18 protein-coding genes are annotated in these 16787 nt (G+C 33.1%); 9 read left to right on the top strand and 9 right to left on the bottom strand.

Annotated elements, in window-relative coordinates; all coding sequences use genetic code 11:
* The first annotated feature begins 19 nt into the window (after positions 1–19).
* Together HA146_RS01620 and HA146_RS01615 are read left to right on the top strand one after the other, a co-directional pair.
* On the top strand, positions 20–2428 hold the full coding sequence (locus HA146_RS01620; protein ID WP_209107857.1) for a UvrD-helicase domain-containing protein: 2409 nt from the start codon (positions 20–22) through the stop codon (positions 2426–2428).
* Positions 2429–2433: 5 nt separating this feature from the next.
* Positions 2434–3681: a CCA tRNA nucleotidyltransferase gene (locus HA146_RS01615; RefSeq protein WP_209107856.1), complete on the top strand. Its 1248-nt coding sequence runs from the start codon at positions 2434–2436 to the stop codon at positions 3679–3681.
* Here the strand turns inward: HA146_RS01615 and selD are convergent, their stop codons facing one another.
* Positions 3682–5853 (bottom strand): selenide, water dikinase SelD, encoded by a 2172-nt coding sequence (selD, locus tag HA146_RS01610; protein WP_209107855.1) that lies wholly within the window; start codon positions 5851–5853, stop codon positions 3682–3684.
* Between the two features lie 10 nt (positions 5854–5863).
* Between selD and mtnP the strand changes: the two genes are divergently transcribed.
* Positions 5864–6757 (top strand): S-methyl-5'-thioadenosine phosphorylase, encoded by an 894-nt coding sequence (mtnP, locus tag HA146_RS01605; protein ID WP_209107854.1) that lies wholly within the window; start codon positions 5864–5866, stop codon positions 6755–6757.
* 37 nt (positions 6758–6794) lie between these two features.
* Here the strand turns inward: mtnP and HA146_RS01600 are convergent, their stop codons facing one another.
* The 6 genes from HA146_RS01600 to HA146_RS01575 all read right to left on the bottom strand — a co-directional run bounded on the left by HA146_RS01600 (position 6795) and on the right by HA146_RS01575 (position 9114).
* Entirely contained in the window at positions 6795–6989 is a 195-nt protein-coding gene (locus tag HA146_RS01600; RefSeq protein ID WP_209082923.1) for a photosystem II reaction center protein J, read from the bottom strand.
* A 9-nt stretch (positions 6990–6998) separates the two neighbouring features.
* Complete coding sequence (locus HA146_RS01595; protein ID WP_002806119.1) at positions 6999–7118, bottom strand: photosystem II reaction center protein L; 120 nt, start codon at positions 7116–7118, stop codon at positions 6999–7001.
* Between the two features lie 11 nt (positions 7119–7129).
* Positions 7130–7276, bottom strand: coding sequence for a cytochrome b559 subunit beta (gene psbF / locus HA146_RS01590; RefSeq protein WP_025929749.1), 147 nt, complete (start codon positions 7274–7276; stop codon positions 7130–7132).
* Position 7277: 1 nt separating this feature from the next.
* Positions 7278–7526, bottom strand: coding sequence for a cytochrome b559 subunit alpha (gene psbE, locus HA146_RS01585; RefSeq protein ID WP_011819648.1), 249 nt, complete (start codon positions 7524–7526; stop codon positions 7278–7280).
* Between the two features lie 133 nt (positions 7527–7659).
* Complete coding sequence (locus HA146_RS01580; RefSeq protein ID WP_209107853.1) at positions 7660–8676, bottom strand: photosynthesis system II assembly factor Ycf48; 1017 nt, start codon at positions 8674–8676, stop codon at positions 7660–7662.
* A gap of 9 nt (positions 8677–8685) precedes the next feature.
* A complete protein-coding gene (locus HA146_RS01575; protein WP_209107852.1) occupies positions 8686–9114 on the bottom strand; it encodes a rubredoxin in 429 nt (142 codons plus the stop codon).
* 76 nt (positions 9115–9190) lie between these two features.
* Here HA146_RS01575 and HA146_RS01570 point away from each other — a divergent pair, with 76 nt between their 5' ends.
* From HA146_RS01570 to HA146_RS01560, 3 genes are read left to right on the top strand one after another with little or no spacing between them, the layout of a single operon-like run.
* Positions 9191–9553, top strand: coding sequence for an NAD(P)H-quinone oxidoreductase subunit 3 (locus tag HA146_RS01570; protein ID WP_011375859.1), 363 nt, complete (start codon positions 9191–9193; stop codon positions 9551–9553).
* A gap of 4 nt (positions 9554–9557) precedes the next feature.
* The gene (locus HA146_RS01565; protein WP_245157395.1) at positions 9558–10292 is read left to right on the top strand and encodes an NADH dehydrogenase subunit K; all 735 of its coding nucleotides are present in this window, start codon (positions 9558–9560) and stop codon (positions 10290–10292) included.
* Positions 10292–10822 (top strand): NAD(P)H-quinone oxidoreductase subunit J, encoded by a 531-nt coding sequence (locus HA146_RS01560; protein WP_209107851.1) that lies wholly within the window; start codon positions 10292–10294, stop codon positions 10820–10822. Before HA146_RS01565 ends, HA146_RS01560 begins: the two co-directional genes overlap by 1 nt.
* On the opposite strand, the gene HA146_RS01555 is transcribed toward HA146_RS01560, so the two are convergent.
* A complete protein-coding gene (locus tag HA146_RS01555; protein WP_209107850.1) occupies positions 10819–12204 on the bottom strand; it encodes a gluconeogenesis factor YvcK family protein in 1386 nt (461 codons plus the stop codon). The genes HA146_RS01560 and HA146_RS01555 overlap by 4 nt on opposite strands.
* Positions 12205–12340: 136 nt before the next feature.
* Between HA146_RS01555 and HA146_RS01550 the strand changes: the two genes are divergently transcribed.
* Positions 12341–13126, top strand: coding sequence for an ABC transporter ATP-binding protein (locus tag HA146_RS01550; RefSeq protein WP_209107849.1), 786 nt, complete (start codon positions 12341–12343; stop codon positions 13124–13126).
* A gap of 5 nt (positions 13127–13131) precedes the next feature.
* Positions 13132–13977: an MlaD family protein gene (locus HA146_RS01545; protein ID WP_209107848.1), complete on the top strand. Its 846-nt coding sequence runs from the start codon at positions 13132–13134 to the stop codon at positions 13975–13977.
* Positions 13978–13984: 7 nt separating this feature from the next.
* Here the strand turns inward: HA146_RS01545 and bchD are convergent, their stop codons facing one another.
* Complete coding sequence (gene bchD / locus HA146_RS01540) at positions 13985–16162, bottom strand: magnesium chelatase ATPase subunit D (protein WP_209107847.1); 2178 nt, start codon at positions 16160–16162, stop codon at positions 13985–13987.
* A 48-nt stretch (positions 16163–16210) separates the two neighbouring features.
* Here bchD and folK point away from each other — a divergent pair, with 48 nt between their 5' ends.
* On the top strand, positions 16211–16777 hold the full coding sequence (folK, locus tag HA146_RS01535; protein WP_209107846.1) for a 2-amino-4-hydroxy-6-hydroxymethyldihydropteridine diphosphokinase: 567 nt from the start codon (positions 16211–16213) through the stop codon (positions 16775–16777).
* The last annotated feature ends 10 nt before the right edge of the window (positions 16778–16787 follow it).

Genomic DNA, 16787 nt, shown 5'->3' with positions numbered 1-16787 from the left:
CTGAAAAACCCTTCCAAAAGTGTCTCAAACTAACAATTTTCTTTTTAAGTCCTTAAATAATGAACAACTACTAGCAGTAAATCATGTTTATGGACCATTATTGGTTGTAGCAGGTGCAGGCAGCGGAAAGACAAAAGCTCTTACCCACAGAATTGCAAATCTTATTGAGAACAATTCTATAGATCCCTACAACATTCTTGCGGTTACTTTTACTAATAAAGCTGCTAAAGAAATGAAGGCAAGATTAGAGGTTCTTCTAGCTCAAGAATTAGCCTTAAATCAATTTGCTCAGCCTTGGGCAACTCTCAAAGAAATTGATCAAAATCAATTAAGAACAAACGTTCACCAAGAGAGGCTTCAGAACCTTTGGATCGGTACTTTCCATTCTTTATTTTCAAGACTTCTGAGATACGATATTGAAAAATATACTGATCCAGAAGGACTAAAATGGACAAGGCAATTTTCAATTTACGACGAAACAGATTCTCAAACTTTAGTAAAAGAAATTATCAGTCAAGATATGAATCTTGACCCTAAAAGATATGATCCCAAAAAGATTAAAAGAATAATAAGTAATGCTAAAAATCAATGCCTAACTGCGAATGATCTTTTAGAAAAAGCAGATAATAATTTTGATAAAACAGTTGCAGAAGCCTACAAGAGATATAGAATTTCGCTTTCAAAAAATAATTCTCTAGACTTTGATGATCTTCTACTTTTGCCTGTTTTCTTATTGAGGCAAAATGATATAGTCAGAGATTACTGGCACAAAAGATTTAAACATATTTTGGTTGACGAATATCAAGATACAAATAGAACACAATATGAACTTATAAAATTAATTGCTGCTGGAAATACTGAACCAAAAAAATTCTTTAGTTGGGAAGATAGATCAATTTTTGTAGTAGGAGATGCTGATCAAAGTATTTATAGTTTCAGAGCAGCTGACTTCAGAATTCTAATTGGTTTTCAAGAAGATTTTAAAACTTCACTTAATGAAGATACAAAATCATCTTTAATTAAATTAGAGGAAAATTATAGGTCATCATCTAATATCCTTGATGCTGCAAACTCGCTAATTGAAAACAACTCTGAAAGAATTGACAAAGTTTTAAGGGCTACTAAAGAAAAAGGGGAGCTTTTAAAGTTACTCAGCTGTGATGATGAAATTTCCGAGGCAGAAGCAATTACCAATAAAATTAAATCACTAAACAATTATAATCAGAAGCCAATTTGGAAAAATTTTGCAATTTTATATCGAACCAGAGCTCAGTCAAGAGTATTAGAGGAATCTCTTGTAAGGTGGCGCATTCCTTATACAATTTTCGGAGGATTGCGTTTTTATGATAGAAGGGAAATTAAAGATGCGATAGCATATTTAAAAGTTCTGGTTAATTCTTCAGATAACGTTAGTCTTTTACGCATCATAAATGTTCCTAGAAGAGGGATTGGTAAGACTACTATTCAAAAACTTAATGAATTATCTAACAAGCTAAATATTCCATTATGGGAAGTAATCAATGATAAGCAAAGTATTGAAGAAACAATAGGCAGATCATCAAAAGGAATTAATAAATTTACTGAAGTTATGAATGATCTACTGTGTTATCTAGAAAATTCAGGCCCTGCTCAACTACTACAACTAATATTAGAAAAAAGTGGTTATTTAAGTGACCTGCTATCTAGTGGGACTGAAGAATCTGAAGATAGAAGAAATAACTTACAAGAACTAATTAATGCAGCTACTCAATATGAAGAAGAAACAGAAAGTGGAGATGTAGAGGGATTTCTTTCTACAGCAGCCTTAACAACTGATAATGATACGAAGAAAAATAATCCCAACTCTGTAACTCTTATGACTCTGCACAATAGTAAAGGTTTAGAATTTCAAAATGTTTTTATCACTGGGCTAGAACAAGGTCTCTTCCCTAGCCATAGATCAATAGATACTCCCTCACTTCTTGAAGAGGAAAGAAGATTATGCTACGTAGGTATTACTAGAGCTAAAGAAAGAGTTTTCTTAAGTCATGCCAGAGAAAGAAGATTATGGGGTGGAATGCGTGAAGCAACAATTCCTTCAATATTTCTTTCAGAAATACCTGAAGATTTAATGGATGGCGAATTACCACAAACTGGTGGTGCTTCAATTAGAAGAGATTTGCATCTTAATCGTTTAACAAGAGTTGATCGAAACAATCCAAATGAATTTGTCAACAAACCAATAAATGCAGTAAGGAAATTATATTCGGGACCCAGTAAAGGGAAGAGCTGGATAGTTGGAGATAAGCTAATTCACTCAAAATTTGGGAAAGGTGAAATCATACATATTTTTGGGAGTGGGGAAAAAATATCTTTAGCAGTAAAATTTGGTGATAAAGGAAGTAAAATTCTAGATCCCAGATTAGCTCCAATTCGTTATATAAGTTAAAACTCATGAACGATATCTCTAATTACATCCAAGGTGAATTAATCAAAACTCCATTTAATTTATATAACCTAATTACTAAATACATAGCATCTAATAACAATACTAAAGTAGCTTTTGTTGGTGGTTATTTAAGAGATTTATTAATTAGTAAATTCCACAAAGAATCTTTTTCTAAGCCTGTAGATATAGATCTTGTTATAGAAGGCTCCTCTATTTCTCTGGCAAAATTTATAAAAAAAAATATTGTAAATGTAGATTTATGTTTAATCAAGGAATTTAATTTATACAACACAGTAGAAATAAATATTAATGACTATAAAATTGATATTGCTTCTGCAAGAAAAGAGATTTATTCTGCTCCAGGCTTAAATCCCACAGTAACTAAAAGTACTATTGAGGAGGATCTTAAAAGGAGAGATTTCACTATAAATTCAATAGCCTTCGAGGTCTCGAACAGGAAAATCTATGATCTTTATGGAGGAATTTCTGATATAAAAAGCAAAAAATTGAACCTACTTCACAATAAAAGTATTTCAGATGATCCTAGTAGATTAATTAGATGTGCAAAATATGCTTCAAGGTTAGATTTCAATATTTCAAATAATTCTCTTAAACAATCTCAAGAAACAGTTAGACAATGGCCTTGGAAAAGTTCAGAAACTCATCAGAAAATGATTTTCCCTCCTGCACTTGGCATACGAATAAGGATGGAACTAGCTGAAATATACAAACACGATAACTTGAATAATGTAATTTCGATAATTCATCAATGGGGAATTATCTCAATATTAAATGAAAATATTCAAGTCGATAAGAGGTTTTTCAGGGGACTAAATTGGATCAAAAAGTTGAATGGAAGTTATATTCTATTCTTGTTAAAAGATGCAGACGATTTAGAGAAAGCATGTCAAAGATTTTTGATCAATAATAGTGAGAAGAAAATATTAGAAGATTATACAAATATAAAAAAGATATTCAAAACCAAGCAAGATAAATACATACATTATTCTCCGTCAAGTTGGACAGAATTTATTGAGAAGAGAAACCTTAATGACGAAACAGTCAAATTATTAATTTGTGATGGGGGTGTATTTTGGCGAAACTTATTTAAGTGGCTATTTACTTACAAATACATAAAATCTGAAAAAGATGGAGAGATATTAAAAAAAGAAGGGTGGGAACCAGGGAAAGAAATGGGAAAGGAAATCAAAAGATTAAGATATTTGGAAATTGACAAGTTAAATAGAAATTAATTACATTTTTACAACTTTTCCAACCTTATACCATTTATCTTTTAAAGAATTTTCATATTTAGGGTTGCAACTAATCAACAAGGGGCCACATGTTTGGGGATCTAATAGTAATGAAATTCTTTCGCTAAAGGTCTCTTTATCTAATGAATTTTTATTTAAAAAATTAATTATCCTTTTTTGCTGATTTCTTTTGTAAATTTTGTCAAAAATTTCTTTATTTGATTCAAAAAAAGTACTTTTAATATTTCTTCTTATTAAATCAAAAACTCCAGGATAGGCTTTAAATGCCAATAAATCTAATAAAACTTTTATAGGCTCTAGATTATTTGTTTCCCTAAACAAGTTAGATGATTCAACCATCTCTTTAAGATGTCCAATAAATCCATATCCAGTAATATCAGTAGCAGCATTGACTAATGATTCTCTAAATTGATCTTGAAGAAAATAAATCTCATCGATCAAATTTTGCTGACTCTTGACTAAATTCTTCATTATTTCAGAAGAACTACTTGGCATATTAATATTTTGCATTTGCCCCGCGAAGTAAATCCCAACTCCCAGTGGTCTAGACATCATAAGGACATCTCCATCATTCATTCCAGATTTCAACCATGGTTTTGCTCCACTTTTCAAGATCCCCTGAACAGTTAATGAAATATCTATTCCTAGTGAATAAGGTTTATTTACTAAACTTCTTGCCTCGTAAGTATGGCCTCCCATTAGTTCACCTCCTTGATCCTCAACTGTTGACTTAATCCCCTGAAGGCATTGAGAAAAGAGGTAACTCTGAAATTCTCTTTCAACTTTTGGCAATGATATCAAAGCCTGCGCAGATGACAGTTTTGCGCCACAGGCCCACAAATCTGAGCATGCATGCAAAGTAGTAATTTTTGCATTGAGCCAAGGATCACTTACCAAAGCAGGAAATCCATCTACACTTTGTAAGATACGATCTTGACCATTGTTATAGATCTGAACTGAATCCTCAGGGGATGAAGCTAAGCTATCTAAATTTGAATTTATTAAAGATTTATTCAAAACAAACTGAGGAATTTTCGCCGCACATCCCCTACAATCATTCAATGAAATATTTTTTCCACCATTAAGCATAATTAGTCTTTTTGAGCGGAACTTTTGAATAAAGTTCAGATCAATTTTATGCTTTAAAAACCAAATAAAAAAAGAAGGACCAAAAACAAAATTGCGATAAATAGCAAAAGCCTTTGGATATTGGCTTGGAAATACATTAACTATTTGCAATCCGAACCTTTGTGGAAACCATTTTTTTAAAGATCTACCTTCTATCTCTTTTTTTAGGTTATGGACTAGTGTATTTACCACTTTTACTGCAAAAATACCAGATGCAGGTCTCTTTGATGAATCTATTACTGCGCAATCGCCTGCAGCAAAGATCCCGGAGACACTTTTCAACTGCAAATTGTGATTTATGAATATTCTGCCATTTGAGTCAGAGTCTAATAGTTTTTTTTGTATCCATAATGGAGATTTATTTCCAGTACATAAAAGAATCTTGCCATAATCAGAATCAAGATTGTCAACCAATTCAATATTTGAATTTCGTAAACTTTTTAGAATCTTATTATTAATTTTTGTTGAATCACATAATAGCTTTAAGTGTCTAAATCTCCATCTTTTTCTCAAAGCATACGAGACCTCAATTGCAGCAAGACCGCTCCCAACAATTACGAAAGGAAGTTCTTTAACCGAATCAAAAATATCTTCCTGTTGTATCAATTCATAAGCTCTCAGAAAAGGTTTAATTGGAAAAGCATTTCGATTCTCTAATAGGGTCTCAAATTCTCTCGGTATTTTTGTTTCACTTCCATAATTAAGTACCAACTTCGAAAAATCCACTGGGGGTCTATTACTTAAAACAATTGTCTTTAAATTAAAATCAATATCCTTTACTTCTTCTTGTATAAAAGATATTTTTGCATTGTTTGCTAAAGATTTTATATCAATTAAACTTTCTTCTAAAGAAATTGATTTTGAAATCACAGATGGGAACATCGCTGAATAAACCAAATAAGAATCTCTAGATATAATTGAAACAGGGATTTCTGGTATTAATTCCGGACTCATTAACCATTTCTTAATTAAAAGAACATTTGTGTGTCCTCCTCCAATTAGTACTAGATGATTACAAGTCATTTACATCACAATGCATAAAGAACATTTATTACCAATTAAGAATTCAAGATTAGGAGTAATAGGAGGGAGTGGATTTTACTCAATGGATAACATAGATTATTTAAGAGAAATAGACATAGATACTCCCTATGGTAGACCCTCTGATTCAATAAAAGTATTTAAGCTTGAAAATTTAGAAATAGCATTCATTCCTAGACATGGCATAACACATAGTTTAAATCCCACTGAAATTCCTTACAAAGCTAATATTTGGGCTCTAAGATCATTGGGAGTACGATGGATTATCGCTCCATCAGCAGTTGGTTCTCTTCAAGAACAAATTAGGCCACTAGATATAGTTGTACCTGACCAATTTATAGACAGAACTAAAAATAGGCCTGCATCATTTTTTAATGATGGAGCTGTAGCTCATGTAACGATGGGAGATCCCTTTTGTACCAATTTATGCAGAATATTGGGGGAGATCGGAGAAAAAAATATTCCTGGCGGAAGACAATTACATAAAGGAGGAACTTATTTAGCCATGGAGGGGCCAGCTTTCTCAACTCGAGCAGAATCTAATTTATATAGAAGCTGGGGCTGTTCAATAATAGGCATGACAAATCATACTGAGGCAAGATTAGCAAAAGAGGCTGAGATAGCTTACTCCTCATTATCTATGGTAACTGATTATGATTGCTGGCATCAAACCCATCAAGAAGTATCTGTAGAAATGGTTTTGGATAATCTTAAGTCAAATACTGAAGTAGCTAATAAAATAATCTTTGAAGTAGCGAAAGTAATTGAAAAAGAAAGACCGAACAGTAAGTCTCATTTTGCATTAAAGGATGGATTGATAACCCAAAAAGAAAATATCCCTAACATTACTAAGCAAAAGTTAGAGATATTTATAGATTCTTATTGAACTTATATTATAAAGTTAACTTAAAATAGTTAATAATTTAAGCTGAACCTACTCCATTATAAGATCCATAGAAAAATATTCCTAAAACGAATATTACTGCAATTCCACCTGCTGTAGCAACAAGCCATAGTGGAAGGGTGCCTTCAGTCCACCTTCTTTCCCAGGCTACAGCTGGTCTACCATCTGGCAACCTGTCTGGAATTCTGCCATCGGGGCCTTTTAGTTTACTCATAATTTTAATTTAGTTGAAGAAATAACTGGAGAATAAAATTCCCAAAACAAATACTGATAATAAACCTAGGTAAAGGCTTGTGCGATTAAGTTCTACAGGAACTTTGTTCGGATTTTCGTTTACTTGCATAATGAATAAAGTTAACGTCTGATAAATTGCATAGCTGCAATAGCACCTAAGAAAAATACTGAAGGTATTGCAAGAGCGTGAACTGCAAGCCAACGAACAGTAAATATTGGATAAACGCGGACTTCTGCAGCCTGCATTGGAGCTTGTGAGTTAGTCATTTTATTTTGTTCTTAAATCTAATTGAGACTTAGCGTCATACCTTTGAGTAACTACAGGGGCTTTCGATTCAGATGCTTGAAAGTAGCTATCTGGACGAGGAGTGCCAAAAGCATCATAAGCTAGTCCTGTATATACAAAAAGGAAACCTGCTATAAAGATTGCTGGAAGTGTTACTGCATGAATAATCCAGTATCTAATACTGGTAATTATTTCAAAAAATGGGCGTTCACCCGTTGATCCTGCGGCCATAATCACAATTATTTACCCTATGATCTTACAAGGTTAAATCATATGTTTGCGAAGATATTAAGAGCTTGGTTACAGACAGTTGCTAAATTGATGCAAAATTAAGGTTTTTTTTATTTTTTATTAATAGTTAAATTCAACCTTTCCACTTAAGAATGTAGCCACGCTCTCCTAGAACAAACCCTTTTTGAGTATTAATTTGTTCTTTATCAAGAAAAATAATTTTAATATAGTTAGTTGGTAATGAAGAAGCTACAGGATCAGAGTTCCAAGTTTCACCTTTATCTTTACTAACTATGAGAGTTCCATTACCGCCTCCAGCCCAAATATCTCCATTAGGATCCCATCCAAGATCAAGATAATTGTATCCATTCAAGATTGGAATTATAGGCTTAGTCCAACTTTCAAGATCTTCGCTATCAGCACTAAACCTAATTTCAGCACCTCTAGATAACATCCATAAATTCCCAGAAGGATTAAATCCAATACTTTGAACTCTTTTACTACTAGCTCTTTGATGTGCAACCCAAGTATCACTATTACTCTTAAGGGTTGAAAAGAAATTTCCTAAGCTACTTACACTTACATAATCTCCATTATTAGTTCTCCTTAAATCTCTAACCCCTCCTGATCCCGAAGCATCTACTACTTTGGCATTCCATGACTCACCACCATCTAAAGTTTGATATAAGGCACCTGCAGTTGTAGCCAATTCCGCAACCCCATTATCTACAGTTGTTACAAGAAAAGGTTGACCTGGTAATTTGTTGCCTAGTGATAGACTAGTCCAATTTTTTCCCGAATCAAGCGTATGCATAACCAATGAAGGCTGGCCTATTAACCATCCCTCTTCACCTTTAAAATCAATATCTAGCAGACGAAAGTTATCATCACTTGGTAAATCTAAATTTCTTTTTTCCCAAGTTTCTCCTCCATCATTTGATTCCATAATGAGTCTATTGGAACCCACTAAGAATCCATTATTATTATCTATAAAGTCAACATCTAGAGCATTTGCCTGATCTTCAAACTGAATTGTTTTCCAAGGGCTGCTATCATTCACTTTCAATCCTGTAGATGAACAACTGCTCAAAACAAAACAAAGAATTACGGCTAAAAGAAGATTAGGAATGCTGGTAATAGTTTTTTTCATTTTTCTATATTAATGCAAAGAGTATAAAGAAAGGAAACATGCAGCTGCAAATGCCAAACCTCCAAAAATTAATATATTTTTCTGGCCAGGAGGTAAGCTATTGAAACCAAAACCATAAGTTAAATTTTCCTCAAAACCGCTAGGTTTAGATTTTGGACCTATATCTTTATAAAAGTTCTTACCAGCCCTGCAAACAGGGCATGCGAATGTATTACCATCCAGCTCTGAAAAAGGTGTATTTTTAGGTATGTCTAATTTTTTATTTCCTTCAGACGGGTCATAAATGTATCCACAACTTCTACATTCGAATCTATTTTGGTCTAAATTAATAGGAGGTAGTTCAAAATTTACTCCTGAAGAATTTTCAGAAAGTTTTTCTTTCTCAAAATTTTCAACTATTTTGTTTTCCTCAGAGGCTGGTTGAATGTTTTCACTCACGGTTTATTATTGTTCTTTAAGAACTTTAAAAGATTTTGCTTAATTAAGCGAATTTTATTCAAAATTAATTTTTAAGATGTTTTTATTAACTGGCTATGAATATTTTTTAGGCTTTCTCTTGATTGCTGCTGCCGTTCCAATATTAGCTCTAGTTACAAACCTCATAGTTGCGCCCAAAGGCAGAACTGGCGAAAGAAAACTAACATATGAATCTGGAATGGAGCCTATTGGAGGAGCATGGATTCAATTTAATATTCGTTATTACATGTTCGCCTTAGTTTTCGTTATATTTGATGTAGAGACAGTATTCCTTTATCCTTGGGCTGTTGCCTTTAATAGATTAGGCTTATTAGCATTTATTGAGGCATTAATTTTCATTGCAATACTAGTTATCGCTCTGGCTTACGCATGGAGAAAAGGAGCTTTAGAATGGAGTTAAAAAATTGAACCCACAATTATCACCAAAAGCAATAAGAGAGATCAGAGAAGGGACTTGCAATCCCCTTGGGGCACCACAGGTTACCACAGATTTAAGCGAAAACATTATACTCACAAGCTTAGATGATCTTCATAATTGGGCTAGATTAAGCAGTCTATGGCCTCTTCTATACGGCACAGCTTGTTGTTTTATTGAATTTGCTGCCCTAATTGGATCTAGATTTGATTTTGATAGATTTGGATTAGTTCCAAGAAGCTCACCAAGGCAAGCAGATTTAATAATAGTTGCAGGGACAGTAACAATGAAGATGGCACCTGCCCTAGTAAGACTTTATGAGCAGATGCCTGAGCCAAAATATGTGATTGCTATGGGCGCTTGTACCATTACAGGAGGAATGTTTAGCGCAGATTCTACTACTGCCGTCAGAGGGGTTGATAAATTGATACCTGTTGATTTATATCTTCCAGGATGTCCTCCAAGGCCAGAAGCAATTTTTGATGCCGTAATAAAATTAAGAAAAAAAGTAGGTAATGAATCAATTTTAGAGAGGACAAAAACAGAGCAAACACACAGATACATAACAACTGATCACGAAATGAACCTTGTTTTCTCTGATAATACTGGTGAATATTTAAACAAAACTTCAATGAATGTTATTCCTACCTCCAACAAAGAAAAAATAACTGAATTACCTGAGATCAACAAAAAAGTTGAAATTGTCAACAGTGATAAAGATTAATGGGAAAAGACAGTATAGACAAATCCTCAGATACTTCAATAGAAAAAGAAGGATTCATAAGTCAAAATTTATCCAAAGATGGAATTCCGAATCAATCATTAAATAATGATCACATAGGAATAGAAAATATTTCTGTGGAACCCAGCAATTTATATGAAGCAGTATTGGCTTTAAGAAATTACGGTTTCAACTATCTTCAATGTCAAGGTGGCTATGATGAGGGACCAGGTAAAAATCTTGTTAGTTTCTATCATTTTATAACTGTAGATGACTTACAAAACATAGAAAAAATTAACGAAGTCAGATTAAAAGTTTTCTTAAAAAGAGATTCTGATTTATCAATACCTAGTTTATATAAAATATTCAAAGGAAGTGATTGGCAAGAAAGAGAAACATATGACATGTATGGAATAAATTTTATTGATCATCCAAATCCTAAAAGACTCTTAATGCCTGAAGACTGGAGAGGATGGCCATTGCGAAAGGACTATATTCAACCAGACTTCTATGAACTTCAAGATGCTTATTAGTTTAATTTTTTTAATTTGCGGTATATAAACATAACTGCTCTTGCAAGTCTTCTTGGATCATGTCTAAGGGTTGGAGTTATTTTTTTTGAATATAATGGTGCTTGCAAAACGTAATAACCCTCAGATAGTAATTTTTCTTTATTACATTGGACAGGTTCTGCTCCTCTACTTTCGTAATAGTCTACTAATGGAGACTTTTCAAATTGAATCTGAGATAAGATTGCGTTAAAAATTCGTGTATTAACTCCAAAATTTGATAGTTGTTTTTCTATTGATTTGATATGTTGATAAACATCAAGTCCGTCGGTTTCTCCAGGTTGAGTCATCAAATTACATATGTAAATTTTGGGAGCATTACTTTGCAATAAAGCATTTACTATTTCTGGTACTAACAAATTTGGCAATAAAGAAGTGTATAAACTGCCTGGGCCAAGTACAATTAAATCAGCATCTTTTATAGATTCAAGAGCACTCGGAAGAGCAGAAGGATTTTCTGGAAGGTAACCAATCCTCGAAATTAATTTTTTAGATTTACTGATCTTGGTTTCTCCAAAAATTTTTTCACCATCCTCTAATTCAGCCCATAACATAACATCAATGCTTGTTGCTGGTAAAACTTGACCTTGTACCGCTAAAACCCTACTAGAAGCCTGTACTGCTTTTTCTAAACTACCTGTAATTGTTGTTAAGGCTGATAAGAATAGATTTCCAAAACTATGTCCCTCTAGTCCACTTCCCTCTGAAAATCTATATTGAAATAATCTAGTTAAAATTGGTTCTTCGTTAGATAAAGCAGCCAAACAATTTCTTATATCTCCTGGAGGTTGCACGCCTAATTGCTTTCTTAGAATTCCACTACTTCCCCCATCATCAGATACAGTTACGATTGCTGTAATGTTACTACTGTAATTTTTTAACCCTTTCAATAAGGTAGATAAGCCTGTGCCTCCGCCTATTGCAACAATATTAGGACCTCTATTTAACTTACTTTTAACTCTTAATGCATCAACTAAAAATGTACTTTTTTCTGGAACAAGTGCTTTTTGAATAGAATTAATACTTCTATTTTGTCCGATCCCAATTAATAAAAGTCCAATAACAAAAATCAATGGTCCCAATAATGAAACAGGCAATATACTAGTTAAACTAGTCATTATCCAAAAAAACACTTCAATAAGCCAATAGAGTGGTCTTAAATTAGTCCAAATTGCTAAGCCTAATAATGAAGTCAAGAATCCAACTGCAGATGTAATCATCCATCTTTTTATTACCAGTCCTGGCAAAAGCCAACTCAAAATTCTTAGAATTTTATTTAATAAGACAAAATTAGACTTTGTAAAATATTTATAATATCTTCTTACTCTTTTTTTACGCTTATTCATTAAAAAACCTCTTAAATTATTTTTCTCAAATTTAAAGACTACATAAATTCATTATAAATCAAATTCATACATCCTTTTTTTATTTCTAAAAATAGGCAATATGTAATAGAAGATGACTTTTTATTTAATATAGGTTTTGAAAAAATCAAAGCATGCAGTTGAAACAAAAAGCCTCTCAATAAGCTGGGGGCACGTTAATGTGCTTAATAAACTCAATTTCGAACTTAATGAAGGAGAGAAATTAGCTATAGTTGGCCCCTCAGGTTCAGGCAAATCAACTATTTTAAAAATATTAGCAGGCCTAATTTTGCCTACCAAAGGAGAATTAAGAATATTTGGTAAAAAACAAACATATTTGAGACTAGACCAAAATAATCCTCCTGATGTAAGACTAGTTTTTCAGAACCCAGCATTATTAGGATCTTTAACTATTGAAGAAAATGTAGGTTTTCTCCTTAAGAGGAATAAAAACCTATCTAAAAAGTTAATCCATGAAATCGTATGTGAATGTTTAGCTGAAGTCGGATTATTTAATGTCGGGAATAAACTTCCAAATGAATTAAGCGGAGGCATGCAAAAAAGAGTTAGTTTTGCTAGAGCTTTAATTACAGATCAAACTCTTAATGCAAATACTAAACCTTTATTACTTTTTGATGAACCGACTGCAGGTCTTGATCCAATTGCCTCATCAAGAATTGAAGATTTAATTAATAAGACAAATGATAAAGCCAACGGATCATCTATTGTAGTTAGCCATGTTCTGAGTACTATAGAAAGGACTTCAGATAAAGTTTTAATGCTTTATGGAGGCAAATTTAGATGGGCAGGTTCTATTGATGAATTCAAAGAAAGTAATGATCCCTATGTGTTTCAATTTAGGTATGGGAAACTTGATGGTCCAATGCAACCCAAAGACATTTAGAAATTATGCGTAGAAGCTTAAGAGATTCAATAGTTGGATTTTCATTATTAGGAGGTATTTTAGTATTCACATTTTTTTCTTTTTGGCTAAGAGGAGTAAAATTATCTTCAAAAAATTGGCACCTCTTTGCTGAATTCAATAACGCAAGCGGTTTATCAAAAAAATCTCCAGTTACTTACAGAGGAATTTTAGTAGGATCAATAGAAGATATTTTATTTACCAATCAATCAATTAAAGCAAAAATAGTTTTAAATAATCCAGAAATTATTCTTCATAGGCCAGCATTTGCCAGAGTAGTAACTAATTCTTTCCTAGGAGGAGATGTGCAAGTCGCTTTAGAAACTAGTGAAAAAGAAATTCCTAAAAACATTGAAAAACCTACATCAGACAAATGCGACACCAAATTAATTATTTGTCAGGGAGATATTATTCCTGGGAAACAATTATCAAGTCTTTCAAATATAACTAATAGAATAAGTCAACTTCTAAAAGAATCCAATCAAGAAAACTTAATTGAGAACATAGTTAAATCAATTGACCAATTTGATAAAACACAAGAAAATCTTGATGAATTAATTTTCTTATCGAAACAAGAAATACAAAGAGTTGAACCTTTAATAAAAGAAATTACAATTGCTGCTGATCATTTGAATAACATTTTGTCTACTATCGATAACAAAGAAACCCTTAATGATATTAAATTGACAATTAATGCTGCAAGATCTATCTCCAGCAAAATAGATGATATGAGTGATGATTTTGAAAAATTAACGAAAGATAAAGAATTTACTAAATCCATAAGAGATTTAACTATTGGACTTTCAAAATTCCTTAACGAAATTTATCCATAAGTAATACTTAGAATTCATTGATAGCATTTAAAGCCATAGCCGCGATTGCTTTATCTGTGGCTTTTGGCAGTTGGACATATTTTCCTTTAGCTGCCTCTGCTAATTCTTTACCAAAGCCGCTTGCAATAAATTTTCTCTCAGTATCAATTACTAAGAGTTTTATCCCAAGCATAGGATATTTCGCAGCTATATCAAGAACCTCTTGCTTTAAATTTGAATTATCATTATCTTTTTCTGCAACCTCATTTTGTCCTAGAGATAATCCTAATGGTACATTTCCTCTTCCATCAGTAATCCCCACAACAATAACTTGTCCTATATCTCCTGTTGAAAGAGCATTTTTTGCTACTTTCGCTGATTGTGTTAGTCCATGAGCTAAAGGAGATCCACCTCCGCAGGGCATTGTTTCTAGCCTTCTTTTTGCTGCGGTTATTGATCTTGTTGGAGGTAAAAGAACTTCTGCCTGATTACCTCTAAAGGGAATAAGAGCTACTTCATCTCTATTCTCATAGGCCTCTGTTAAAAGTCTTATTACTGCACCTTTAGCACTTTGCATTCTATTTAGAGCCATAGAGCCACTAGCATCAACCAGAAAAATAACTAAGGCTCCCGCCTTTTTTTGAAGAAGCTTTGCCCTAAAATCATTTTCTTCAATAACTATTGATTTATTAGGGTTTCTTAATCTTCTTGATTTTTGATAAGGAGCCGCAGCTCGAAGAGTTGCATCTACCGCAATTCTTTTTACTTTACCTCTTGGAATAATAGGTTTCACATATCTTCCTCTACTGTCACTAAATATCACTGATCTACTTCCACTATTTCCTGCTTTTGCTTTAGCTGATGAAAAAAGTAATAAATCAGGATCAACCATACAGGCCTCAGGATCCAATATAAATTCTTCAGGTATTTCGGGAGTAGATTCTTCTTCTCCATCAGAATTATCTTCTGCTTGTTCTTGATCTTGATCTTGATTATCATCATTCTCATTAGCCTCAGATTCAGAGTCATCATTGTCTGATTGAGGTGGGGGTGGCGGGCTCTGATCCTCTGGAGGAGGTGGCTGAATATCATCATCTTGAGGTGGCATTTGCATTGCTCGTGGAAGGATAACTAATCTTACTGCGACTTTTAGGTCCTCAGAATTTACATTTTCATCGCCTCGAAGAGCTGCATTCGCCTTAGCTACCTTTACTGCGAATAATTCTGATCTATGGCCTTCTACTCCCCCTCTAAGAGCTTCATTCACTAAATAAGTTATTTGCTCTTTTGTTATCTTCACATCCTTTAACCATTGCCTTGCCAAAATTAATTGAGTGGACAAATTATCAGATTCTTCTGACCATTTTTCTGAAAATGTAATATTATTTTCCGCATGTGATAAAACAGATTTTGTAATTTCAACTCTTTGAGCATTATCAATAGATTGATCTGCAGAAAGCACAATCGCAAAACGATCTAGAACATGATCTCTTAAAGCACCTTCTTCAGGGTTATAAGTTGCTATTAAGAGTGAATTGCAAGGATGTGAGAGACTTAAACCATCTCTTTCAATATTATTTTGCTCTCTTCCTATAGCTTCAAGAATTAAATTTACAATTCCATCATCCAATAAATTTATATCATCTACATAAAGAACTCCTCTATGAGCCTCCGCTAAAATTCCAGGCTGAAAAACTTGTTCTCCAGTATTTAATGAGGCAGCGACATCAATTGATCCAACAAGTCTGTCTTCAGTTATGCCAATTGGTACTTGGACAAATGGTGCCTCTCTTACTTTTTTCGGTATTTCTTCAATTCGGTTCAGGTAATTACTGCCAATTGTCTCCCGTAATAATTTATTAGTATTAATATCCCATTCCTCTGGTCTATTTGGATCTAGGTTCCTACCAATAGGTCTCAATGAAATATTACTTTGGGTCAACTTTTCCAATACTGATTCAGTATCTAACACTTCAATAGGAGGTAGCAAAGTATGTAAACCTCTTGCCAATACAGACTTACCAGTACCTCTACCACCAGCAATAATAACTCCCCCCAAACTTGGGTCTACTGCCGCAAGGAGTAAAGATAATTTCAATAAGCTATGACCTGTAATTGCAGCCAAAGGAAAAGCTCTAAAAGAATCCTTTGATTTCATTAAATCTTTTATATCTTCTTTTCCTTTTAACTCTGAATTCAAAATCACTTTAAAAATGCCTGATATAGAATTTATCCAATAACTTTGTTTTTTGTAGTGGAATTATCAAATCTTAATATCAAAAATGGACTATGTATATCCCTCGGAGCAAATATTGATAGTAAATTCGGAAGTCCTTTAGATTCATTATTAGTTTGCAAACCAAAAGTCGAAGAAATCATAAAAGAGTGGGTAGATCAGTCCAATACTAAAAAAGAAGAAAACAGAAAATCCAAACCAAACTTTATATGGTCTTCAATATATGAGACATCACCTCATGGAGTTGAAAATGAACAGCCAAATTATCTAAATACATTAGTTCTTGTAAAAAGTAATTATTTTCCTAAACCATCAAATAAAAAGGCGAAATTACTGTTAAAAGAGCTAAAAAAGTTAGAGAGATTTTTCGGAAGAGAAGAGATGCCAAAGGGTAAGAAATGGCTATCAAGATGTCTCGATTTAGATATTCTTTGGTGGGAAGATTTTCATACGGTTGACGAGGAATTAACATTACCTCACCCTAGATTCATGAATCGGAATTTCGTTATTACACCACTATCTGAAATCTTAAGTAGAAGCCAAAAAATCACAAAGTTTGATGACCCAAAATGGTCTATTAAATGATTTACAAAAC

It is taken from the genome of Prochlorococcus marinus CUG1416 (genome assembly GCF_017695965.1).
In the GTDB taxonomy this organism is placed as follows: Bacteria; Cyanobacteriota; Cyanobacteriia; order PCC-6307; family Cyanobiaceae; genus Prochlorococcus_A.
Note: the sequence above shows the minus strand (reverse complement) of the source record. Positions and strands in the feature narration are given on the sequence as shown.